Here is a 23,258-nt window from a genome sequence, read left to right as displayed (position 1 = left end):
GTCTCAACCGGGTTGTGCTCAGTGGGTGCCGGAGAGCTCGGCGAGCCAGTCGATGAGGAGACGGTTGACCTCGTCCGGGCGTTCCTGCTGGATCCAGTGGCCGCAGCCGTCCAGGAGGTGCGAGGAGACCAGGCCGGGCAGCGTGACGGGGTACGCCTCGATCGCGTCGGACAGCCAGGTCGTGGAGGCGTCGAGGGTGCCGCCGATGAACAGCGACGGCTGGGTGACGGGGGCACCGTCGTAGGCGGCGAGGTCCTCCCAGTCGCGGTCCATGTTCCGGTAGCGGTTGAGGGCCCCGGTGAGCCCGGTGCGCTCGAACTCCCCGGCGTAGACGTCGAGTTCCTGCTCGCTGAGCCACCCGGGCAGCGGGCCGGCGGGGAACCGGTCGCGCAGCGTCCCGGCCGGGCCGACGAAGTGCGGGTCGGGGGCGCCGGGTGCGGGCATGGTGTCGGCGGAGAGCGCGGCGTAGAAGCCCGCGAGCCAGCCGCGGACGTCGGGCTCGATCTCGGCCTCGGCGCGGCCCGGTTCCTGGAAGTAGGAGACGTAGAACTCCTCGTCCCCGCCCATGCGGGCGAAGACGTCGCTGGGGCGGGGGCCGCCACGCGGGGTGTAGGGGACGCTCAGCAGACCCACCGCGCGGAAGACCTCGGGCCTGAGCAGGGCGGAGTTCGCGGCGATGGTCGCGCCCCAGTCGTGACCGACGATCACGGCCGACTCCTCGCCCAGGGCCCGCACCACCGCGGCGTTGTCCGCCACCAGTTCGCGCATGCGGTACGCGTCCGTCGCGGCCGGTTTGGAGGAGCGCCCGTAGCCGCGCACGTCGACGGCGACGGCGCGGTATCCCGCCGCGGCCAGGGCGGGCAGCTGCCGGCGCCAGGAGTACCAGGACTCCGGGAAGCCGTGGACGAGCAGTACCAGGGGCCCGGCGCCCTGTTCCGCGAGGTGGACCCGGCCTGCCGGGGAAGGGACCGACCGGTGCGTGATCTCGGAAACTCGCCGCGTCATGCGCTTCCCTCCAGGGACGTTCTGCTGCGGACGTACGTCGATCATGCGTGGGGCCGGGCACGGAGGAGGAGCGCGTTTGCCGATCCGGCAAAGGAGCGGAGGAAGGCCGGGCCGAGGCGTCCAGCGGCTCTGTCGGCCGACCGGGCCGCTGCTGCGCGATGCGGAGGCCGGCGGGCGTGCGACCCGGTCGGACACCGGCTGCAGAGTCGCGGCACGCGCCTCACCGGCAGGGATTCAGCCACGGCGGTGTGGACGACCGATGCCCTCCGCCTTCCGGGGTGACCGGGCGTGGGGTGGGAGTCACCGGTTGTCACCACACGCGTGATCGGGCGAATCTGGAACAGACGAATGGAAAGGGGAGCAGTACGGCGGAAGGACCCACCGCATGACACAGGAGCAAGCGGCGCCACCGCACGGTGACACGGCGTGCGGCGCCACCCTCGGCGTGCAGCCGACGGCCGGCCGGGTGGAGATCCTCTGCCTCACGGGCGTCCTCGACGCCGACGGCGCCACCGCACTGGGACGGGAGCTGCCCCGCCACGTCGACAAGGCGTCCCGTGCGGGGCAGCGCCTCGTACTGGATCTGACCGGCGTCCGGAGCGTCAGCGCGGCAGCCGCCCGGCGCCTCGACAGCCACACGCGTCACTTGGCGGAGGATCCCCTCCTGGTGATCGCCACTGCGCCGGTACGGGCACTGTTCTCCCCGCCGCCCGCGGGGCTGCGGGTGTACCCCTCCCTCGGTGCGGTGCTGTCCGCGGTCGGCTCCCCGCCCCGCCGGGCGGTGGCGCCGATCGGGCGTGACAGCCTTCAGGCCGAGCTGTTCGGCCTGAAGGCCAAGATCCGCACCGGCCCGCTGATCGGCATGGCGCAGGGCGTCCTGCTCGAGCGCTACGCCCTGGCCGACTCGGTCGCGGCCTTCGACCTGCTGAAGCAGGCGTCCCAGCGGCACAACGTGCCGATGCGGGTCCTGGCCTCGGCCCTGGTGACCGCTCCGCCGCCGAACGAGTCCTCGCCCGCGTGGTTCCCCGGCCGTCTGCGTACTCCGCCACCCCCGCTGGAACTGCTCGGCGGCCGGGGCTTCCAGGCCGGCGACCGCAAGCACGTCCTGCGCACCCTCGTCTACGAGGCCGTGACGCTCGCGGACGCGGACGGCGCGGAGGTGCACCTGAGCGACCGTGCACTGGAGAACTCCCTGGTACTGGAGGCGCAGACCGGGCTGGACAGCGCCCACCGCGACCGCCTCGCGCTGGTCAGCGGCCCGCCGGCCGTGTCCGCACGGGCCCGGGAGCTGGGCAGGCCGGTCTTCGTCGCGGACATCGCCGCCGACCCCGAGCTCGCCGGTGCCGAGGAAGGGGCGACCGCGCTCGCCGCCGGCAGCCGTGCGCTGTACGCGGTGCCCGCCCTGACCGAGACCGGCGAGTGCGCCGGCGTGATCTGTGTCCACCGGATGTGGCCCGGACGCTGGATGACGACCGCGCAGCACACGGCTCTGGCCACCCTCGCGGACGACCTGGTCGCCTGGCACTCCTGGTACCGGCGCGCCGTCGTCCTCGAGGCCCTGGAGCACGTGCACTCCCACGCCCCGCACCGCGGCTGACGCCTCCGGGACCAGTCGGAACCGACCCCGCGATCGGGTGTGTGACTCACCCGCGAAGGGGCTACCCGAGGCGTCGAGGGGTTGGGAGCACAGCCCCTCTGGTTCTCCGGGGCCACCTGCCCCGGAGAGCCGCCTTCCCGCCGGATGGTCCCGTGCGAACCATTCGGCGGCCCGAAGGCGTCACCCGCCGCAGGCGGCCGCCCACCCCGCGGCCCTGCCTTCGGCTCGCCCGGGTCCCCGCCTTCGCTCCCGCCCGGGGTCCCTGCCTTCGCCCCCGCCTCGGCCCCCGCCCTGCGACACGGCCCGCTGCCGCCGGGCCCCGGTCGAAACTCCCCTGTCCCCTGTCCGCTGTCCCCTGTCCGCTGTCCGCTGTCCGCTGTTTCCTGTCCCCTGTCCCCTGTCCCCTGTCCCCATCAGAGCACTCACGCCCCGATCGAAGCACCCGCCTCCCGATCGGAGTTCCCGCGTCACCGCCCGCCCGACGGTCGTGGCGAGCGCGGGCAGGGCTCCTACGACGTCATCGTCCTCCGGGCCGGGAGGCTGTCGGCGCCGGCATCGCCGCGTCCGCCTCATCGGGGCCCCGGGTCGCCGATGAGCTCGTCGGCCACCCAGTGTGCGACCCCGGCCGGGTACGGCGAGGGCAGACCGAGGACGATGTGCCGGAAGCCGGCGTCGACGGCTTCGGCGATCGCGTCACGGGTGGCTCCCGGCCGCTCGTAGTCGACGGCGAGGTGGATGGAACGGGTGACAGCGGCGGGATCGCGCCCGATCTCGGCGCAGTAGCGGTCGAGGAGCGCGCTGCGGCGGACGGCGTCGTCGATGTCGCCACCCGGGATGTTCCACAGGTCGGCGTGCTCGGCGACCACACGCAGGGTCGCGGACGAGCGTCCGCCGATCAGGATCGGCGGGTGGGGGCGCTGGGCCGGCTTGGGGTTGCCGAAGGCTCCGGTGAGCTGGACGTACTCGCCGTGGAAGTCGAACGGCTCCGGTTCGGTCCACAACCGCCGTATCACCGTGCAGGCCTCGGCGAGGCTCCCCACGGCGTGGGCCGTGTCCTGGAAGGGCAGGCCATGGGCGGCGTACTCGCGCCGGGCCTGCGGATGGCCGGGACGGGAGCCCACACCGATGCCGAAGTCCAGCCGCCCGCCGGAGACGACGTCGACCGTGGTGGCGATCTTGGCGAGCATCGCGGGCGGCCGGAACCGGTTGCTGGTCACCATCACACCGAGCCGCAGCCGCCGGGTCCGGGCGGCCAGGGCCGAGAGCAGCGTCCAGCCCTCGTACGCCGGCCCGCCGGGGTCACCGCCGATCGGCATGAGGTGATCGAACAGCCACGCGTGCTCGATCCGGGGGATGGTGTCCGCCTCGCGCCAGACCCGCAGGAGGTCGGCGTAGTCGACCTGTTGGGGAGCGGTCATGATGCCGAAACGAGGTCGGGCCGTGAACTGCATGGAGATCTTCGTCCTTTCGGCAGGCGCGACGCCGACGTGCCTTCTCGGCAGTGGCGTTCGCCGCTCTCCCTGTGACCGGTCAGCGGCGCCGGAGTGACGGGTCGAGCAGCGCGGGCGGGGTGTCGAACTTCTCGTGCGCGGCGAGGTCGGTGCCGGGAGCGACGATCGCGTCGACGGCGTCGAGTACGTCGGCGGAGAGCACGGTGTCCGCGGCCGCGAGGTGGGAGCGCAGGTGGTCCAGGGTGCGGGGGCCGATGAGTGCGCTGGTGACGGCGGGATGCGCGGTGACGAAGCCGAGCGCGAGCTGGATCAGCGTCAGGCCGGCCTCGTCGGCGACGGCGGCCAGCCGCTCGACGGCGTCGAGCCTGGCCCGGTTGGCCGGGACGGAGGTGTCGAAGCGCTGCGGCATGAGGGCCGCGCGGTTGCCGGTGATCTCCCGGCCCTCGCGGATCGCGCCCGACAGCCAGCCCGAGGCCAGCGGGCTCCACACCAGCACGCCGAGCCCGTACTCCTCGGCCACGGGCAGGACGTGGGACTCGACCCCGCGCTGCAGGATCGAGTAGCTGGGCTGCTCGGTGACGTAACGGCTCAGGTGGTGTTCGCGGGCGGCCCACTGGGCCTGCACGATCCGGTAGGCCGGGAAGGTCGAGGAACCGAAGTAACGGATCTTTCCCGCCCGCTGCAGATCGGTCAGGGCCGACAGCGTCTCCTCGTCTCCGGTCCTGGGGTCCCATCGGTGGATCTGGTAGAGATCGACGTGGTCGACGCCGAGCCGGCGCAGACTGTTGTCCAGTTCGGTGACCAGCCAACGGCGTGAACTGCCCTGGTGGTTGCGCTCGTCGCCCATCGGCATGCCCGCCTTCGTGGCGAGCACGATGTCGTCGCGGCGGCCGGCGATGGCCTTGCCGACCATCTCCTCCGACTCGCCGTCGCCGTACATGTCGGCGGTGTCGATGACGTTGATGCCGGCTTCGAGGGCGGCGTCGACGACGGCGGTGGCCTCGTCCTGGGTGGTTCGCCCGATCCGGCCGAAGTTCATGGCGCCGAGCGCCAGGGAGCTGACCTGCACACCGGTGCGGCCCAAGGTGCGGTATCGCATGACCGTCTTCCTTCGTCTAGACATGGCTTGGTGGCCGGGCTCCGGCTCTGACATCATGAGCAAGCGGAACCTCGTTCCGGAACGAACGATACGGAACTCGGTTCCGTTTTGGCAAGGCGGACAGCGCGGGAGCGACAGGGTGAACGACAACGGCGAGAGCAAGGGGCAGGCGGCCCGGTCCGAGCGGGCGGACGCCCGGCGCAACAAGGAGACACTGCTCAGCGCGGCGGCCGAGGTCTTCGTTGCCTCGGGCGTGGAGGCACCGGTGCGCGACATCGCGGCCAAGGCCGGAGTCGGCGTCGGCACGATCTACCGCCACTTCCCGACGCGGGCGGACCTGATCGTCGCCGTCTACCGGCACCAGGTCGAGGCCTGCGCCGAGGCCGGACCGGCCCTGCTGGAGAGCAGCCCGACCCCCTACGCCGCCCTGCGGGACTGGATCAGCCTGTTCGTGGACTTCCTCGTCACCAAGCACGGCCTCGCCGCGGTGCTCCACTCCCACAGCACCGGATTCGACACGCTGCACGCCTACTTCCTCGACCGGCTCGTACCCGTGTGCACCCGGCTCCTGGACGCGGCGGCGGAGTCGGGCGAGATCCGTTCCGGCATGGAGGCCTACGAGCTGATGCGCGGCGTGGGCAACCTCTGTGCCGGCGCGGACAGCGATCCCCGCTACGACGCCCGCCGGCTGGTCGATCTGCTCATCACGGGGCTGCGCCGGCCTCGGTGAGAGACGAGAGACCAGGAGACCAGAGGGCGGGAAACACAGCGGAGGAGACGCACAGAGCGGAAAACACGAAAGGCAAGGAGGTCATCCACTCCTTGCCACTCTCAACTTATAGCGCACCGGGGGGCTTGCGGCAAGACCGGGGGTATGCCGCAGAATCGCAGGCCGAAGCCAGGATCTGCGGAAATGGGGGATTCCCGAGGTGTGTGTGCATATGTCGGCCTATGCGGTGCGACTTGTCCTCGTAGCGATGGCGGCGGTCGGCGACCGGAGGCGATGACATGGACTCCGACTCCCTGACGGCCGACGCCTTCGATCTTCCCGATCGTCTCTCCGCCAAGGCCGACCCGGCGCTGATAGCCCGCGACGAGCGGCACTTCGCGGCCATCGCCCGGTGCCTGGAGCAGACGATCGCCGAACTGTCCGACCGGCTCGCCGCCGAGCTCAGGGCGCCGGGCGGCCCGGGCCGGCACGCGATGGACCGGGATGCCGAGGTGCACCGGCTGAACAGCCGGCTGCGGACCCTGCGCCGCTTCGGCCTGGACCTGTGCCTCGGGCACATCGTCGCCGCGGACGACCCCGAGCCGCTGTACATCGGGCGCCTGGGCCTCACCGACGCCGAGGGGCGCAGGCTGCTGGTCGACTGGCGCTCCCCCGCGGCCGAGCCGTTCTTCGCGGCGACGCACGCCGACCCGATGGGCCTGGCGAGCCGCCGCAGGTACCGCTGGACCGGCGGCCGGATCAGCGACTACTGGGACGAGGTGTTCACCGCCGACGGGCTCGAGGGGCACGCCGCGCTCGACGACCAGTCCGCCTTCATCGCCGGCCTGGGCGGCAGCCGGTCGGACCGGATGCGCGACGTGCTGGCCACCATCCAGGCCGACCAGGACGCCATCATCCGGGCCGGGTCCCGCGGCGCCCTGGTCGTCGACGGCGGCCCCGGTACGGGCAAGACCGTCGTCGCCCTGCACCGCACCGCCCACCTGCTGTACTCCGACCCGCGGCTCGGCCACCGCCGGGGCGGCGTGCTGTTCGTCGGCCCGCACCAGCCCTACCTGGCCTACGTCTCCGACGTGCTGCCCAGCCTCGGCGAGGAGGGCGTGCGGACCTGCACGGTGCGCGACCTCGTCGCCGAGGGAGCGTCGGCGGCGGCCGAGGCCGACCCGGACGTGGCCGCCCTGAAGTCGTCCGCGGACATGGTCAGGGCGATCGAGAAGGCCGTCCGGTTCTACGAGGAGCCGCCCGCCGAGGGGATGACGGTCACGGTCGGCTGGACCGAGCTCCCGCTGACCGCCGAGGACTGGGCCGAGGCGTTCGACGCCCCGGAGCCCGGCACCGCGCACAACGAGGCGCGCGAGCAGATCTGGGAGAGGCTCGCTTCGCTCCTGATGGACAGGTACGCCGGCGACGATGTCCCGCCCGAGCAGTTCCTCAGGGCGCTGCGGCAGCACAAGGAGCTGGTGAGCGCCCTCAACGGCGCCTGGCCGCTGCTCGACGCGGCCGACCTCGTGGGCGACCTGTGGTCCGTGCCCGCCTATCTGCGCATGTGCGCGCCCTGGCTCGGCCGCGACGAGGCCGAGAGGCTGCGGCGCGCGGACGCCCACGCCTGGACCGTGTCCGACCTGCCGCTCCTGGACGCGGCCCGGCAGCGGCTCGGCGACCCGGGGGCGGCCCGGCGGCAGCGGCGGCGCGCGGCCGCTCTCGCCGCACAGCGGGAGCGGATGACACAGGTCGTCGACAACCTGATCGACGCGGCGTCCGTCTCCGGTGCGGACACCGACGACGGCGAGGGCCTGGTGATGATGCTGCGCGGCCAGGACGCCCGGGTCAGCCTGGTCGACGAGTCAGAGCTGCCCGCCGGCGAATCAGACCCGCTCGCCGGCCCCTTCGCGCACGTCGTCGTGGACGAGGCCCAGGAACTGACCGACGCGGAGTGGCAGATGCTGCTGTCGCGGTGTCCGTCCCGGAGCTTCACCATCGTCGGGGACCGCGCCCAGGCCAGGCACGGCTTCACCGAGTCGTGGCGGGAACGGCTCGCACGGATCGGACTCGACCGGATCGAGGTGGCCTCGCTGAGCATCAACTACCGCACGCCCGAGGAGGTGATGGCGGAGGCCGAACCGGTCATCCGGAGCGTGCTCCCGGACGCCAACGTGCCGACCTCCGTCCGCAGCGGCGGCGTCCCGGTCGTCCACGGACCCGTCGCCGAGCTGGACGCGGTCCTCGACACCTGGCTCGCCGCCCACGACGAGGGGATCGCCTGCGTCATCGGCGCTCCCGCGTTCCGGGCGACGCCACGCGTGCGCTCACTGCCGCCGGAGCTGTCGAAGGGTCTCGAGTTCGACCTGGTCGTGCTCGTCGATCCGCAGACCTTCGGCGAGGGCGTCGAAGGGGCGGTCGACCGCTATGTGGCGATGACCCGTGCGACCCAGCGGCTGGTCATCCTCACCAGTCCCTGACGCGGGCCGAGTGGAGCACGGGGACGGCCGGGAACGGCCGGGAACGGCCGGGAACGGCCGGGGACAGTCGGGGACGGCGGGGACGGCCGGGGACAGTCGGGGACGGCGGGGACGGCCGGGGACAGTCGGGGACGGCGGGGACGGCCGGGGACAGTCGGGGACGGCGGGGACGGCGGGGACAGTCGGGGACGGCGGGGACGGCGGGGAACGGCCAGGAACGGCCGGGGACGGCCTCCGACGGACCGGCCGACGCGGACCGGGCCGACCCACGCGGCTCCCCCGGTCCCCCCAGCTCCCTAGCTCCCTAGCTCACCCGGCTCCCCGCGGTCACGGCTTTGAGCTGCGCCAGGGACTCCCGCATCAGCTCCCCCATCGCGCGGTCCTGGCCTTCCTCGAGCCAGCGCTCGAAGCCGACCTTGAAGACGGCGATGCCCGCCTCCGCGGTCAGGCTCGCGGCCGGATCCGCGATGCCACGGCGGCGCAGCGCGTCGGCGAGCGCCGCGGACAGCGAGGCGAGCTTGATCAGTTCACGTTCCCGCAGTTCCGCGTTGGTCGCGATCACGGCCTGGCGCTTGCGCGCGAAGGGGCGTCGGTCGACGAACATCGCGGAGACCGCCTCCAGCCCGGCCGCCACCATGTCGATCGGCGCCGCGGACTGCGGGGCCCCGGCGACGCCCTGGACGAACAGCTCCTGCAACGCGCCCGAGCCGTCGAAGAGCACCTCGCGCTTGTCGGCGTAGTGCCGGAAGAAGGTCCGCTCGGTCAGCCCTGCCTGCTTGGCGATCTCCGCCACGGTGGTGCGTTCGTAGCCGCGCTCGCTGTAGAGCTCCAAGGCCGCCGCGGCCAGGCGTTCGCGTGCGTTCGGCTCCCATCTCACCATGGGCCAGATCCTACGTGATGGCAGTGACTGACATCAGGTGCTAGCGTTGATGACAGTCACTGACATCGACAGTTTGGGGCTTTCCCATGCGTTTCTTCGTGACCGGCGCGTCCGGCTGGATCGGCTCCGCGCTCGTTCCCGAACTCCTGGGCGCGGGCCACCAGGTCACCGGCCTCGCCCGCTCCGACTCCTCCGCCGCCGCCCTCACCGCCGCCGGGGCGGACGTGGTGCGCGGCAGCGTCGACGACCTCGATGTGCTGGCCCGCGCGGCCGCCGAGGCGGACGGTGTGGTCCACCTGGCCTTCAAGCACGACATCGCCTTCTCCGGCGACTTCCAGGGCGCCGCCGAGGCCGACCGCCGTGCCGTCGACGCCCTCGCCGAGCCGCTGGCCGGCACCGACCGCCCGTTCGTCCTGGCCTCGGGTCTCGCCGGCCTCAAGCCGGGGCAGGTGGCGAACGAGCGCGACATGCCCGGGATCGACGGCTCGGCGATGTCCGTCCGGGCGGCCACGTCCCTGGCGGTGCTCGCGCTCGCCGAGCACGGCGTGCGCTCCTCGGTGGTACGGCTCTCCCCCACCTGCCACGGCGAGGGGGACAACGGGTTCATGGCCTTCCTGGTCGCCATCGCCCGGGACAAGGGCGTCTCCGGCTACATCGGCGACGGCACCAACCGCTGGCCGGCCGTCCACCGCCTCGACGCCGCACGCCTTTTCCGGCTGGCGGCGGAGAAGGCACCCGCCGGGTCGGTGCTGCACGGTGCCGCGGAGGAGGGCGTCGCGATCCGCGACGTGGCCGAGGTGATCGGCCGGCACCTCGATGTGCCGGTGACCTCCGTGGCGCCCGAGGCCGCCCCCGGGCACTTCACCTGGCTGAGCGGCTTCCTCGGCACCGACATCCCGGCGTCGAGCACCCTCACCCGCGACCTGCTGAACTGGCAGCCGGCCCAGCCCGGCCTCCTGGAGGACCTCGACAAGGGCCACTACTTCCACACCTCCTGACCACCACGTGCGAGACCGAGGCCGATGCCCGCTCCCCCGCCGGCCGGCGTTCAGCCCGGCCGAGGGCGAGCACGGACCCGGCCGCGGCCGGTGGCCGGCCCGGCCACCGGCGGAAAGCCGTTCGGCCGACGGGCGGCTGCCGGCTGCCGGCACAGCCGACGGCCGGTGTCGGTCCGCCTGCCGGCCGCGGCGCGCCGAGCACGGGCCCCGTGGTGAGCGTTGATGCGGCGCTCAGCCCTTCCGGTCCACAGCCCTGTCGCGCACCGGCACCGACCGACGGCCGTCCGCCCGCGCGGCTGATCAGCGTGCGCCATTCGGGCGTGCGTGGCGCGCCGCGTCCGGGCGGGGCGGGACGGGATGTCGAAGCTGGGGCCGCTCCGAGCCCCCACCGACGCCCGTCACCAGGAGGTGCGCACCTTGATGCGCCGCATCCTCAAGGCCGCAGGAACCGCCCTGGCGGCGGCGGTCTGCCTGACCGCCGCCGCCCCCGCCGCTTCGGCCGCCCCGCTCAGACCGCGGCCGGTCGCCGTCCCGGCCCCGACCACCGTGTCCGCCAACCACTTCGGATACCTGGGAGCGGTCAGCACCGGCCTGGCCGCGCTCGCCTCACTGCCGGACCCCGACCGTTCCCCGGCCGGGGCCGACGACTTCGGCTGCAAGCCCTCGGCGGCCCACCCCCGCCCGGTGGTGCTTCTCCACGGCACCTTCGCCAACGCCTACGACAGCTGGAGCGGGCTCGCGCCGGTGCTGAAGAACGCCGGTTACTGCGTCTTCGCCCTCAACTACGGCGAGAGCAAGCCCCACGCCCTGATGAAGGCGACCGCGCACGTGCCCGACTCGGCCCGGCAGCTGGCCTCCTACGTCGACAGGGTGCTGGCCGCCACGGGCGCGTCGAAGGTCGACCTCGTGGGCCACTCCCAGGGCGGCGGAGTGATGCCCGAGTGGTATCTGCGCTTCGACGGCGGCGCCGCGAAGGTGCACCAGCTCGTGGGCATCAACCCCAGCAACCACGGCACCGACGCGGCCGGCCTGGCGCACCTCCTCGAGGCGGTGCTGGACGTGGCGGGGCGGGCCGGCAAGCCGCTCGGCCTGGACAGCCCCGCGGCCAGGGACCAGACGACCGGCTCCCCGGTGCTCCAGCGCCTCTACGCCGAGGGGGACACCGAGCCCGGCGTCACCTACACCACCCTCGTCAGCCGTACCGACCTGGTGGTGACCCCGTACACCCACCAGTTCCTGAAGGCCGGACCCGGTGCGACCGTGCACAACATCCTGCTGCAGGACAGGTGCCCGCTGGACCTCACCGGTCATGTGGGCGGCGTCTACGACCCGAACATCAACCGACTGGTGCTCAACGCCCTCGACCCCGCCCACGCCGAACCGGTGCGCTGCGCCCTCATGCCGGTTCCGCTGTAGGCCCGGCGGCGCCTCCGGAGACCTCGTCCGGTGCTCCGGAGGCGCACCCCCGGCCCGGGCACCGGCCCCGTTGGACTGACAGGGTGGTGGACACGTCGCCCGGACCCGTGCGCCCCGGGAACCGCGGTGCCGGCTGCTAGCTTCCAGAGCTGTCGGAGGGTCCCGTCCATCTCGCGCGGAGACGGGGCCGTTGCTATGAGCTGAGGCGAAATTGACTGGTACGACAGAAGATTCGGACAGCCCGGCAGTCGCCCCCTTCAAGCGCAGGAGTTTCCTGGCGACCGCCGCCCTGGCGGCCGGCGCTCCGGTCGCGGCCACCGGTGCGGCGCAGGCCGCCGCACGGCCGGCGAGCGCACCGCCCGCCGCGGCGGGCCACCACTCCGTGGCGCGTCTGCTGGCCGTGCCCGAGGACGGCCGCGGAATGAGCTGGCTCCGTGACGCCCTCCAGGTGGCAGTGGCACTCGAACTCGCCACCATTCCCCCTTACTTGTGCGGTTGGTGGTCCATCAGGGACCGCGGCAGCGAGGCCGCGCGGCTGATCCGGCGCATCGTCGGCGACGAGATGTTCCATCTCGGCGTGGTCTGCAATCTCCTGGTGTCCGTGGGCGGACGGCCGCGGATCAAGGAGGCGGCGTCCGTCTACCCGGGCCCCCTGCCCGGTGGGGTGCGCCCCGGGGTCACCGTCTATCTGTCCGGCCTGACCAGGTCCCTGGTGCACGACGTCATGATGGCCGTCGAAGCCCCCGACCGACCGCTCGCCCGCGGCCTCGAGGCCGAACCCAGCGTCGGCACCTTCTACGGCGACATCCTGCGGGCCTTCCGCAATGTGGCACCGGACCTGCGGGTGCGGGGTCAGCTGTCCGCCCGCATCGGCTCCGACGTGCTGGAGCCGGTGAGGACCCCGGACGACGTCATGACCGCAATCGAGATCATCAAGGAGCAGGGCGAGGGCACCACCAGCTCCGCGGCCACGGCCTTCGACGACGACTACCCCGCGCACTACTACGCCTTCGGCGAGATCTACCACGGCCGGCGGCTGCGCGAGAGCGACGGCGACTGGGAATTCTCCGGCTCGCCGGTGCCCTTCCCCGACGCCCGCCCCATGGCCCCGGTCCCGGCCGGCGGCTGGCCCGACCCGCCCGGCGACGTACGCCGTCTCCTGGACAGCTTCGACGCGACCTATCACGCCGTCCTGCAGCACCTGGAGACGGCCTGGGCCGGCGGCGGCCACCGCACCCTGCACACCGCCATCCACACGATGCGCAACCTGGAACACCCCGCCGTGGAGCTGATGGAGCGCTCGATCCCCGACGCACCGGGCAACTACGGCCCCCAGTTCCGTCCCTTCTGACCTTCTGACCTTCTGACCGATCCGGGCCGGCCGGCGCCGCCCGGCCCGGTCCTGGTCGCTCCGCTCGCCCCGGCCCGGTCAGTGCTGCTCGCCGCCGACACGGCGTGGGCCGACCGGGGCGGGGCGCAGCCGTGGCAGCAGCGCGGGGACGCGGGCGCGGTAGGCGTCGTAGGAGGCGCCGAACTGATCGGCCATCAGCCCGTCCTCGGTGCGCACGCGGCGCAGCAGCCACGGCACGGCGACCGCCACGCACGCCGTCCACACGCCGAACCCGCAGGCCAGCATGGCGCCGACGACGAGACCGAGGAGACCGGTGTATATGGGGTGGCGGACCAGACGGTAGGGGCCGTCGGTACGCAGTTCGTGGTGCTCCTGGACCATGGGGACGCTGGCCCACATCGTGCCCAGCACCCAGCGCGCCCACAGCAGCAGTGCGGTGGAGGCTGTCGCCAACAGGGCGCCGGTGAGCGCGAGTTCGGGCTGCCAGTACTGCAGGTGGCGCCAGAAGCCCTGCGAGTGTCTGATCAGCGTGGCAAAGATCCAGACGCCTGCGATCAGCAGGATCCGGCGAGGCAGCGTGCGACGCAGCCCGCGCATCCAGCCGCGCGGGCCGTCCTGGCTCTTCACGCCGAAATAGACGGCGCCCACGAGCCAGGCCACGACGAAGACCACGAAGCAGACGCCGATCAGAACGACGAGTGCAGAGTGCAGAGAACCCATGTCCCAAGGGTGCTCCGAGCGGTGGGCCGATCACCACCACCCACAGGTCGATGGACACCTCTCCACCCAGGGATGGAGGAAAACCCCCAAACGCAGCGGCGGGCCCGCCGGATGGTGGCCATCCGGCCGAGCCGGGACCCTGTACGTGATCGCACCACACGACGTGCCCGAAAGAAGCGACGTGCCCGGCGAAGCGGCGCGATCGGCGAATCGGCGAATCGGCTGCACCACGCGGTCGGCGGCACGACGCGAGCGACAGACCGACGTGACCCGTGACCCGTGACCCGTGACCACCGAACACGTACTGGCAGCTGCACACCGAATGGACAGCTGCACTCGTATCGACCAAGGGGACCAGTCATGCAGACCCGCCGTGCCGTCCTGATGTCGGCCGCCGCCACCCTCGCCGTGCCCGTCTTCTCGGCACGCGCCGCGTACGCCGCACCCGCGTCCTCGGCGTCTTCCCCCTCTTCGGGGCCTCCGCTGCCTTCGGTGCCTTCCAGGTCATCAGCGCCTGCCGGGTCATCCGCGTCGCGTGAGCACGGGCCGGTTCGGCTGACGTTGCCCGGACTGAGCGGGCCGTACCCGGTGGGGACGGTCTCGCTGCGCCTCGTGGACGGTTCCCGCCCCGATCCCTGGGTCACGTCGCGGCCGTACCGGGAGCTCATGGTCGATGTCCGCTACCCGGCCCGGACGGCCGCCGGGTACCGGCGCGCGCCGCAGATGCTCCCCGGAGCGGCCGCCGGGTTCACCGCGCTGAACAGCCTCTCCGGGGTGCCCGCCGACCGGGTCGACTGGGCGGCCACCCGCACCCATGCTCGCGAAGGCGCCCCGGCGGAGCGGCGCAGCGGCCCGTTCCCGGTCCTCCTCTACTCGCCGGGTGCCGGCGACCCCCGCACCCTGGGCACGACGCTCTGCGACGACCTCGCTTCGCGCGGCTATGTGGTGGTGGCCGTGGACCACACCTACGACGCCTCGGCCGTGGAGTTCCCCGGCGGCCGCGTCGAGAGTTCCGTCCTGCCCGCCGAGTACGACAGGGCGTACCCGGACCCCGGGCGCATCACGGCGCTGCTGCGCAAGGCGATCACCGTCCGGGTGGCCGACACACGCTTCGTCCTCGATCGGCTGCCCCGCGCGCTCCCCCGGGCCCTGTGCGACACGCCGGACTTCGACCGCCTCGGCATGTTCGGCCAGTCGGCGGGCGGCTTCACCGCCATGCAGACGATGCACGACGACCCGCGCATCGCCGCCGCGGCCGACCTGGACGGCCTGCTCGCCCACCAGCAGGAGGACCGCACTCCGGGCAACCTCTCCACCGTGGCAGCCGACGGCGTCGACCGCCCCTTCCTGCTGATCGGCAAGGACGGCAACGACCTGCGCACGGTGCCGTCCTGGCAGGCCGTCTGGCAGCACAGCCACGGCTGGCACCGGGGCCTGAGCCTGCGCGGCGCCGAACACGCCACGTACACCGACGCCGTGGCCCTCGTCCCGCAGATCGCCCGCCGGCTGCGCCTGCCCCGCAGCACCGTCGTGAACAACATCGGGACGATCGCACCGAGGCACGCGATCGACGCCGAACGCGCCTACGTCGCCGCCTTCTTCGACCGCTGGCTGCGCGGCCGGGACGACCACGGGCTGCTGGAGGGGCCATCCCGTCGTCACCCGGAGGCGCGCTTCTTCTGAACCCCGGGGCGCGCCCCTGTGAAACCTCGGGCGCGCCCGCTCCCGAACGCCTCGCTGTTCGGCCACCGGCCACGGGGGTGTGTTAGGGTTCAGGAGTTGCAGTTGTGGTACCCATGAACCTATGTGCGCCTGACGGGAATGTTTATCCTTCAGGCGCACTATTTGTTTCCGGCATCTCCGGATGGGCCCTCTGCCTACAGAAGGAGAAAGTCATGGCACAGGGAACCGTCAAGTGGTTCAACGCCGAAAAGGGTTTCGGCTTCATCGAGCAGGACGGCGGCGGCCCCGACGTCTTCGCCCACTACTCGAACATCGCGGCCCAGGGCTTCCGTGAGCTCCACGACGGCCAGCGGGTCTCGTTCGACGTCACGCAGGGCCAGAAGGGCCCGCAGGCGGAGAACATCGTCCCCGCCTGATCGCAGGACGCGTATCCGCTCACCGGGGTCCGCACCTTCGTGGTGCGGACCCCGGTTTGTGCTGTTCCCAGGAAGGCAGACCACCGAATGTCCCGCAGATCCCAGAAGCCGAACCGGCGCGCCTCGTCCTCCCCGCCGTCCGCGTCGCCGCCGCGGGAATTCCGGCTGCCCGAGAACACGACCCCCGCGCTCGCCCCGGTGGAGGACTTCGCCGGTATGGGGATGCCCGCGGGGCTGCTGAAGACCCTCGCCGCGCAGGGCGTGACCACCCCCTTCCCCATCCAGGCCGCCACCCTGCCCAATGCGCTGGCCGGTCGTGACCTGCTGGGCCGGGGACGCACGGGGTCCGGCAAGACCCTCGCCTTCGGGCTGGCTCTGCTTGCCCGCACGGCGGGGCTGCGTGCGCGGCCCAAAGCGCCTCTCGCGCTGGTGCTGGTGCCCACCCGGGAGCTGGCCCAGCAGGTGACGGACGCGCTGACGCCCTACGCGGCGGCCGTGGACCTGCGGCTGGCCACCGTGGTCGGCGGGCTCTCCGTCACCAAGCAGGCCGGTGCGCTTCAGCGCGGCGCGGAGGTGGTCGTGGCGAGTCCCGGCCGGCTCAACGACCTCGTGGAACGCGGGGACTGCGTGCTCGACCAGGTGGGCATCACGGTGCTGGACGAGGCCGACCAGATGACCGACATCGGCTTCCTGCCGCAGATCACGAAGCTGATGCGGCAGGTACGGCCCGACGGGCAGCGCATGCTCTTCTCGGCCACCCTGGACCGCAACATCGACCGCCTGGTGAAGGAGTTCCTGACCGACCCCGTGGTGCACTCCGTGGACCCGTCCGCGGGGGCGGTGACCACCATGGAGCACCACGTGCTCCACGTCCAGGACGAGACCGACAAGAAGGCGGTCACCACGCGCATCGCGGCCCGCGACGGCCGGGTCATCCTCTTCCTCGACACCAAGAGGTCCGCCGACCGGCTCGCCAAGCGGCTGCTGGCCGTCGGTGTCCGCGCCGCGGCACTGCACGGCGGCCGCTCCCAGCCGCAGCGCAGCCGCACCCTGGAACAGTTCAAGAACGGCCAGGTCACCGCGCTGGTGGCGACGAACGTCGCGGCCCGGGGCATCCACATCGACGACCTGGACCTCGTCGTGAACGTCGATCCCCCCACCGACCACAAGGACTACCTCCACCGGGGTGGCCGCACGGCCCGGGCGGGCGGCTCCGGCAGCGTGGTCACCCTCGTCCTGCCCGACCAGAGACGGGACGTCACCCGGCTCATATCGGACGCGAACGTCCGCCCCCACACCGCGCGCGTCACGTCGGGCGACGCGGAACTTGCCGCCATCACCGGCGCCCGCGAGCCCTCCGGGGTGGCGGTCGCCATCGAGGTCCCGCCGCCCGCGACGCCGCCGAAGGCGAGCCGCCCGGAGCGCAGGACGGGCAGCGCGGCAGGCAGGCGGTCCGGGCGCCGCCGAAACGGCAACGGGACCGCGACCGGTGCCGCCGCCGGTACGGAGGGCCGGGTATCGGGCCGGCGCGCCGCACCCGGGGCGAAGGTCGCCGGCGACACCTCGGCGCCCGGCAAGCGCGGCTCTGCCCGCCGGGCGAACTCCGGCGGGGCCAAGGGCAACACCGCCGCGGCGGGCGGCCGCGGCCCCGACCGTCAGTCCGCGGCGGGCACGGCGGCCGGCGGCGCCTCCGGCAAAGCGGTCCGCGGATCCGGCCGACGGCCGTCGGCCGGCGGAAGCGCGAGCGCCGCCGGCAAGGCGGGCGGCCGCGGCTCCGACCGCCGGGGCGGCGGCCGCCGTACCTCTGCCACCTAAGTGCCGCGGCAGGCAACGTTTGCCCGTCGAGGAGCGGCGTCCGGTGCGTGCTCTCGGTGTGCCGGCCGGAAGCCCTCGTACTGGACGTACTCGGGGTTTCGGCCGGTGCGGCGAGAGTGCGTGCCGGGCGTCGCGACGGGGCGATCGTTGCCTGTTGCGGCACTAGGGTCTGGCGCGGAAGAGGCGCCCGCCCGTGCGACAGCCGGCACGCCCTACGGCCGCCCTTCGGGCAACGACGCCGCTTTCGCAACAGGCCCCGGTTACGCGTCGTCTGGCGCCGGGCCGCACCGTCACCGCGGCAGAGGCGGCGCCCCGCCCGGCCGGCGCGGTGGTGGCGGACGCCGGTGCCCGGCCGGTGTCCCGGGACCCGCTCGAACGCCCGCCAAGATCAGCGAATTGCTGGCCCGAACCGACGGCCGCCCGCTACGTTGTCGTGTGCCACAAGCGCGGAGGACCGGTGGTCGAGGGGGCTGCCGGTCGGAACGAGGAGCGTGCCATGCCCGAGCAACCGGCCGACGACGATCGCGAGGCCGTGCTGGCGCGGCTCGATCTCAACACCCCGCATTCGGCGCGGGTGTGGAACTACTGGCTGGGCGGCAAGGACAACTACGGCCCCGACCGCGCCATGGGCGATCAGGTCCTGCAGTACTTCCCGGAGATCGTCGACGCCGCCCGGGCCGACCGGGCCTTCCTCGGGCGGGCGGTGCGTCATCTGGTCGGCGACGCCGGCATACGCCAGTTCCTCGACCTGGGCACCGGCCTGCCCACCGCGAACAACACGCACGAGGTCGCCCAGCGGCTCGCCCCCGACGCGCGGATCGTCTACGTGGACAACGACCCGCTGGTCCTCGTCCACGCCCAGGCCCTGCTCACCAGCAGCCCCGAGGGCGTCACGGACTACCTCGACGGAGACGTCCACGACCCCGGCACGATCCTCGAAGGCGCCGCCCGCACCCTGGACTTCGAGCAGCCGATCGCGCTCATGCTGCTGGGCATCATGCAGTTCGTGAACGACGACGAGGAGTCGTACGAGATCGTGGACCGGCTGGTCGCCGCCCTGCCGTCCGGCAGTTACCTGGCCCTCGCCCACCCCACCGCGGAAGTGCACACCGAGGCCATGACGGCGGCGGTCGCCAGCTGGAACGAGCAGGGCTCGGCCCCGATGAAGCTGCGCAGCCGCGAGCAACTGCTGCGCTTCTTCGAGGGGTTGGAGCTGCTCGAGCCCGGTGTGGTCTCCTGTTCCCGTTGGCGTGCGGACCAGCCGGAGATCGGCGAGATCGTCGACGTGACGCAGTTCTGCGGGGTGGCCCGCAAGCCCTGACGTCCTGCCGGGCGGCGGTGCCCGGATCAGCGCGCGGCGAGCAGTTCCAGCGTGTCGATGACCCGGTTGGAGAAGCCCCACTCGTTGTCGTACCAGGCGACCACCTTGATGTGCCGGCCGTCGACACGGGTGAGCGCCGAGTCGAAGACGGACGAGGCCGGGTTGCCGGTGATGTCGGAGGAGACCAGGGGGTCCTCGGAGTACTCGAGGACCCCGGCCAGCGGGCCCTCCGCCGCGGTACGGTAGGCCGCCAGGACCTCGTCGCGGGTCACGTCGCGGGCGACGGTCGTGTTGAGTTCGACGATCGAGCCCACCGGGACCGGTACGCGGATCGAGTCACCGGACAGCTTCCCGGCCAGGCCGGGCAGGACCAGACCGATCGCCTTGGCGGCGCCGGTCGTGGTCGGCACGATGTTCACGCCGGCGGCGCGGGCGCGGCGGGCGTCGCGGTGCGGGCCGTCCTGGAGGTTCTGCTCCTGCGTGTAGGCGTGCACGGTGGTCATGAACCCGTGCTCGATGCCCGCGAGTTCGTCCAGGACGGCGGCGAGCGGGGCGAGCGCGTTGGTCGTGCACGAGGCGTTGGAGACGACCGTGTGCAGCTCGGCGTCGTAGTCGTCCGTGTTGACGCCGTAGGCGAGCGTGACGTCGGCGCCGTCGGACGGCGCGCTGACGAGGACCTTGCGTGCGCCCGCGTCGAGGTGGGCGCGCGCGGCCTTGGCCGAGGTGAATCGGCCGGTGGACTCCAGAGCGATGTCGACGCCGAGTTCGGCCCAGGGCAGCTGTGCCGGGTCGCGCTCGGCGAGCACCTTGATGCGGCGGCCGTCGACCACGAGGGTGTCGCCGTCGACGCTCACCGGACGGCCGAGGCGGCCCGCGGTGGAGTCGTAGGCCAGGAGGCGGGCGAGGGTGGCGGGCTCGGTCAGGTCGTTGACGGCCACGACCTCGAGGTCGCTGTCGCGCTCGAGCAGGGCGCGCAGCACATTGCGGCCGATGCGGCCGAATCCGTTGATGGCGATGCGAGTCATGGGTGTCCCTTGGTGTCCCTGTCCGTTCGGTACCCCTCAAGCCTCACGCGCGGGAGGCGGCCGCGGCCGTGGCGTGGGCGCCATGGTTCGCAAGGATCGCGCCACGGGCGGCCGGCCCGGGCGGCGGGTCACTCGCCCCGGGTGAAGGTGCGCCGGTACTCGCTGGGCGTCGTCCCGAGGATCCGCTGGAAGTGCATGCGCAGGTTGGCTCCGGTGCCGAGCCCGACGTCGTTCGCGATTCTCTCGACGCTGCGCCCGGAGCGCTCCAGCAGTTCGCGTGCCCTGTCGATGCGCGCGCGCATGACCCACTGCATCGGCGTGTATCCGGTGTCCTCGACGAAGCGCCGCGAGAAGGTGCGCGGTGAGACGGCCGCGTGCTGGGCGAGGGTTTCCAGGCTGAGCGGTTCGTCGAGCCGGTGCAGGGCCCATTCGCGGGTGGCGGCGAAGCGCTCGCCGAGCGGCTCGGGCACGCTGCGCGGCACGTACTGCGCCTGGCCGCCGCTGCGGTAGGGGGCCGCGACCAGGCGCCGGGCCGCGTGGTTGGAGGCGGCCACCCCGAGGTCGGCGCGCAGGATGTGCAGGCACAGGTCGATGCCCGAGGCGGCGCCGGCCGACGTCAGTACGCTGCCCTCGTCGACGAAGAGGACGTTCTCGTCGACCTGGACGCGCGGGTGCCTGCGGGCGAGGGCGCGGGTGTAGTGCCAGTGCGTCGTGGCGCGCCTGCCGTCGAGCAGGCCCGTCGCGGCGAGGGCGAAAGCGCCCGTGGAGATCGCGGCGAGCCGCGCGCCCCGTTCGTGCGCGGCGATCAGCGCATCGACGACGGCCCGCGGCGGGTCCTCGCGGTCCGGGAACCGGTAGCCGGGCACGAACACGATGTCCGCCCAGGTGAGCGCGTCGAGGCCGTCGGCGACGTGGTACGCCAGGCCGTCACCGCCGGTCACCAGGCCGGGCGCCGCGCCGCACACCCGCACCTCGTACGGCATGCTCCGGCGGGTCGTGAACACCTGCGCGGGGATCCCGACGTCGAGCGGCTTCGCGCCCTCGAGCACCAGGACGGCGACGCGTTGCAGGCGGGAGGACGGCACGAGGACAGGGTACGAGGCGTGCGGGGCGCCGCCGGTCGTCCGGTGCCGCGCCGGTCGTCCGGTGCCGCGCCTCGCGGCCCGGCCGTTCGAAGGCGTCCCGCGCTCGCATCGCCCGGCAGCGGCGGCCGGGCGGACTCCCGCGCCGGACGGTGCACGGCCGTCGGGATGGCCCGGACGGTGGCCGGGACGATGCCGCCGTGAGAGGACGACGCGGGACGTGGCCCTTCACCCGGGGACGGGTGCGGCAGGGGCGCGGGTGCGGCCCGGGCGGAGCGCCTACGTCCCTCGGGTGCGTCCGGCCGCGCCGGTCGGCAGGCGCCGCAGGCTTCGGTCGAAGACGGTGATGAGCAGGTAGAGGACTCCGGCGCCGAGCATCACCCAGGCGAGGTGGTGCATGCCGGAGGTGCCCGCGCGCTGCCCGAACGACGCGGCGGTGGCGGAGGAGGCGACCATCGAGCCCAGGTAGGCGAAGGTCCGCAGCAGGCCGGCGGAGGACGCGGTGCGCTGGGGATCGGACTGGAAGTACACGGAGTTCTGCAGCGCCAGGCCGTTGGCCCCCTGGGGCACGCCGAAGATCACTGCCAGGACCAGCAGCGCCCACACGGCGCTGTCCTCGGTGAGGGTCAGCATCAGCGCGCAGGCGGCGATCTGGCCGGCTCCGCCGAGCAGCAGCTTGCCGAGGACTCCGCTGGTGCGGCCGACGGTGACCGAGACGGCGATGCCCACCAGGAACATCGGTATCTGTACGAGCCCGGCGTGGAAGGGCGTGAGTCCGTAGCCCTCCTCCGTCCACTGGGTGAATCCGTAGAGGAAGGCGTAGGAGACGACGTAGGCCACCAGGGCGCGCCCGTAGGTGGCCAGCAGGGGCGGGTTGCCGGCCAGTACGCGCAGGTCGATGAAGGGTGTTTGGGCGCGCAGCTCCCTGACGGCGAAGCCGGTTCCGGCGGCGAGGGTGATCACGGGCAGGTACCAGCTGCCGGCGCGCAGGTTCATCAGGAACAGCAGGAGCGAGAACAGCATGGCCGCGAACAGGGCCATGCCCGGCAGGTCGATCTGCGCGGCCAGGCGGCCGCGGACCGCCGCGCCGGTGCCCGGCTGCCCGGGCAGGCGCAGCGCTCCGAGGGTGACCGCGACCGCGGCGAGCGGGATGTTGAGGGCGAAGGTGGAGCGCCATCCGCCCAGGCCGATCAGCAGGCCGCCGAGCAGGGGGCCGACCACGGCGATGGTCTGGTTGGCGACCGCGAGTGCGGTCAGCACGCCTGCGGGGCTGTCGCGCCCCGTCCGCTGCGCCTCGCTGCGCAGCAGGGCCATGGCGGCGGGGTAGCCGGCGCAGGTGCCGAAGCCGAGCAGGACCCGGGCCGCGATCAGGACGCCGAGGCCGGGGGCGAGGGTGCCGACGACGCCGGCCACGCCGACGAGGCCGGTGCTGAGGAGGAAGAGGCGGCGCGGGCCGAAGATGTCGATCAGGCGGCCGACGATCGGCTGCCCGAGGGCGGTGGCCAGGTACAGGGCGGAGACCAGCCAGGCGGTCTGCGCGGGAGGTGCCCCGAACGCGGTGCCGATGGGGACGAGGGCGACCGCGATGACGGTCGAGTTGACCGGGTTGAGGACCGAGCCCAGCATCATCGGGGGGATGAGCCGGCGGTCGAAGCCGGCCGTCCCGGTGTCGCCGCGCGCGGCGGCGGTCCGGTCAGTCATGGACGAGTCGCTCCAGTACGGCCATGGCCGCGATCACGGTCTGCCGCTCTTCCTCGGTGCACTTGCGCTGCAGCTGGTCGGCGAGCCATTCGCCGCGGGCCTGTCTGGCCTCTTCGGCCCGCCGGTGGCCCTCGGCGGTGAGGGCGATGAGCATGCGTCGGCCGTCAGCGGGGTCCCGGTGGCGCTCGACCAGGCCCAGCCCGTCCAGCGCGGCGACCGTGCTCGCCATCGACTGGTGGCGCATGCCCTCGACGGCGGCGAGGTCGCTGACCGTGAGTCCCTCGGTGTCCGTGAGGCGGGCCAGCACCGACGCCTGGGGGAGGCTGATGTCCCCGGTGTCCGCGGCGGCGCGGATACGGCGCCGCAGGCGTCCGACGACGGACCGCACGTCCTGTGCGGCGCGGACGGCGGAAGGCGGTGGCCCGGCGTGTGCGCTCATGACGTGCACCATAAAACTTTCAGCCCAGGCTGTCCAGTTTACCTGCGCAGTCTGCCTGCGTGATCACCGGGCC

The 23,258-nt window shown here is 73.0% G+C and carries 19 protein-coding genes; 10 read left to right on the top strand and 9 right to left on the bottom strand.

What is annotated here, in order from left to right; all coding sequences use genetic code 11:
• Positions 1–18 precede the first annotated feature (18 nt).
• The gene (locus ACJ9NR_RS34270; protein ID WP_412490783.1) at positions 19–1,005 is read right to left on the bottom strand and encodes an alpha/beta fold hydrolase; all 987 of its coding nucleotides are present in this window, start codon (positions 1,003–1,005) and stop codon (positions 19–21) included.
• 385 nt (positions 1,006–1,390) lie between these two features.
• On the opposite strand from ACJ9NR_RS34270, the gene ACJ9NR_RS34265 reads away from it, so the two are divergent.
• Positions 1,391–2,602 (top strand): ANTAR domain-containing protein, encoded by a 1,212-nt coding sequence (locus tag ACJ9NR_RS34265; RefSeq protein ID WP_412490784.1) that lies wholly within the window; start codon positions 1,391–1,393, stop codon positions 2,600–2,602.
• 569 nt (positions 2,603–3,171) lie between these two features.
• Here ACJ9NR_RS34265 and ACJ9NR_RS34260 read toward each other — a convergent pair.
• Both ACJ9NR_RS34260 and ACJ9NR_RS34255 read right to left on the bottom strand, forming a co-directional pair.
• A complete protein-coding gene (locus ACJ9NR_RS34260; RefSeq protein WP_412490785.1) occupies positions 3,172–4,053 on the bottom strand; it encodes an LLM class flavin-dependent oxidoreductase in 882 nt (293 codons plus the stop codon).
• A 79-nt stretch (positions 4,054–4,132) separates the two neighbouring features.
• Entirely contained in the window at positions 4,133–5,152 is a 1,020-nt protein-coding gene (locus ACJ9NR_RS34255) for an aldo/keto reductase (RefSeq protein ID WP_412490786.1), read from the bottom strand.
• 139 nt (positions 5,153–5,291) lie between these two features.
• On the opposite strand from ACJ9NR_RS34255, the gene ACJ9NR_RS34250 reads away from it, so the two are divergent.
• Positions 5,292–5,882 (top strand): TetR/AcrR family transcriptional regulator, encoded by a 591-nt coding sequence (locus ACJ9NR_RS34250; RefSeq protein ID WP_412490787.1) that lies wholly within the window; start codon positions 5,292–5,294, stop codon positions 5,880–5,882.
• A 278-nt stretch (positions 5,883–6,160) separates the two neighbouring features.
• Positions 6,161–8,338, top strand: coding sequence for an RNA polymerase recycling motor ATPase HelR (gene helR / locus ACJ9NR_RS34245; RefSeq protein ID WP_412490788.1), 2,178 nt, complete (start codon positions 6,161–6,163; stop codon positions 8,336–8,338).
• Positions 8,339–8,642: 304 nt separating this feature from the next.
• Here helR and ACJ9NR_RS34240 read toward each other — a convergent pair whose 3' ends face one another.
• Positions 8,643–9,218, bottom strand: a complete 576-nt coding sequence (locus tag ACJ9NR_RS34240) for a TetR/AcrR family transcriptional regulator (protein ID WP_412490789.1) — start codon at positions 9,216–9,218, stop codon at positions 8,643–8,645.
• 86 nt (positions 9,219–9,304) lie between these two features.
• Here ACJ9NR_RS34240 and ACJ9NR_RS34235 point away from each other — a divergent pair, with 86 nt between their 5' ends.
• From ACJ9NR_RS34235 to ACJ9NR_RS34225, 3 genes are all read left to right on the top strand, one after another.
• Positions 9,305–10,216, top strand: coding sequence for an SDR family oxidoreductase (locus tag ACJ9NR_RS34235; RefSeq protein ID WP_412490790.1), 912 nt, complete (start codon positions 9,305–9,307; stop codon positions 10,214–10,216).
• Positions 10,217–10,636: 420 nt separating this feature from the next.
• On the top strand, positions 10,637–11,632 hold the full coding sequence (locus ACJ9NR_RS34230; protein WP_412490791.1) for an esterase/lipase family protein: 996 nt from the start codon (positions 10,637–10,639) through the stop codon (positions 11,630–11,632).
• 211 nt (positions 11,633–11,843) lie between these two features.
• Positions 11,844–12,983: a ferritin-like domain-containing protein gene (locus tag ACJ9NR_RS34225; protein WP_412490792.1), complete on the top strand. Its 1,140-nt coding sequence runs from the start codon at positions 11,844–11,846 to the stop codon at positions 12,981–12,983.
• A gap of 78 nt (positions 12,984–13,061) precedes the next feature.
• On the opposite strand, the gene ACJ9NR_RS34220 is transcribed toward ACJ9NR_RS34225, so the two are convergent.
• Positions 13,062–13,703 (bottom strand): methyltransferase family protein, encoded by a 642-nt coding sequence (locus ACJ9NR_RS34220; protein ID WP_412490793.1) that lies wholly within the window; start codon positions 13,701–13,703, stop codon positions 13,062–13,064.
• A 492-nt stretch (positions 13,704–14,195) separates the two neighbouring features.
• On the opposite strand from ACJ9NR_RS34220, the gene ACJ9NR_RS34215 reads away from it, so the two are divergent.
• The 4 genes from ACJ9NR_RS34215 to ACJ9NR_RS34200 all read left to right on the top strand — a co-directional run bounded on the left by ACJ9NR_RS34215 (position 14,196) and on the right by ACJ9NR_RS34200 (position 18,938).
• Positions 14,196–15,386: an alpha/beta hydrolase family protein gene (locus ACJ9NR_RS34215; RefSeq protein ID WP_412512774.1), complete on the top strand. Its 1,191-nt coding sequence runs from the start codon at positions 14,196–14,198 to the stop codon at positions 15,384–15,386.
• 212 nt (positions 15,387–15,598) lie between these two features.
• Positions 15,599–15,802, top strand: a complete 204-nt coding sequence (locus ACJ9NR_RS34210) for a cold-shock protein (protein ID WP_190139285.1) — start codon at positions 15,599–15,601, stop codon at positions 15,800–15,802.
• An 87-nt stretch (positions 15,803–15,889) separates the two neighbouring features.
• Complete coding sequence (locus ACJ9NR_RS34205; RefSeq protein ID WP_412490795.1) at positions 15,890–17,617, top strand: DEAD/DEAH box helicase; 1,728 nt, start codon at positions 15,890–15,892, stop codon at positions 17,615–17,617.
• 496 nt (positions 17,618–18,113) lie between these two features.
• On the top strand, positions 18,114–18,938 hold the full coding sequence (locus tag ACJ9NR_RS34200) for an SAM-dependent methyltransferase (protein ID WP_412490796.1): 825 nt from the start codon (positions 18,114–18,116) through the stop codon (positions 18,936–18,938).
• Between the two features lie 26 nt (positions 18,939–18,964).
• On the opposite strand, the gene gap is transcribed toward ACJ9NR_RS34200, so the two are convergent.
• The 4 genes from gap to ACJ9NR_RS34180 form a co-directional block, all read right to left on the bottom strand.
• Positions 18,965–19,963, bottom strand: coding sequence for a type I glyceraldehyde-3-phosphate dehydrogenase (gene gap / locus ACJ9NR_RS34195; protein ID WP_412490797.1), 999 nt, complete (start codon positions 19,961–19,963; stop codon positions 18,965–18,967).
• A gap of 128 nt (positions 19,964–20,091) precedes the next feature.
• Positions 20,092–21,048 (bottom strand): GlxA family transcriptional regulator, encoded by a 957-nt coding sequence (locus ACJ9NR_RS34190; protein WP_412490798.1) that lies wholly within the window; start codon positions 21,046–21,048, stop codon positions 20,092–20,094.
• A 276-nt stretch (positions 21,049–21,324) separates the two neighbouring features.
• Positions 21,325–22,746: an MFS transporter gene (locus tag ACJ9NR_RS34185; RefSeq protein ID WP_412490799.1), complete on the bottom strand. Its 1,422-nt coding sequence runs from the start codon at positions 22,744–22,746 to the stop codon at positions 21,325–21,327.
• A complete protein-coding gene (locus ACJ9NR_RS34180) occupies positions 22,739–23,185 on the bottom strand; it encodes a MarR family winged helix-turn-helix transcriptional regulator (RefSeq protein ID WP_412490800.1) in 447 nt (148 codons plus the stop codon). The genes ACJ9NR_RS34185 and ACJ9NR_RS34180 overlap by 8 nt, the downstream gene beginning before the upstream one ends.
• Positions 23,186–23,258 lie beyond the last annotated feature (73 nt).

The organism is Streptomyces sediminimaris, assembly GCF_047049295.1.
GTDB classification, from domain to species: Bacteria; Actinomycetota; Actinomycetes; order Streptomycetales; family Streptomycetaceae; genus Streptomyces; species Streptomyces sediminimaris.
This window is presented reverse-complemented; position numbering and strand designations above follow the sequence as displayed.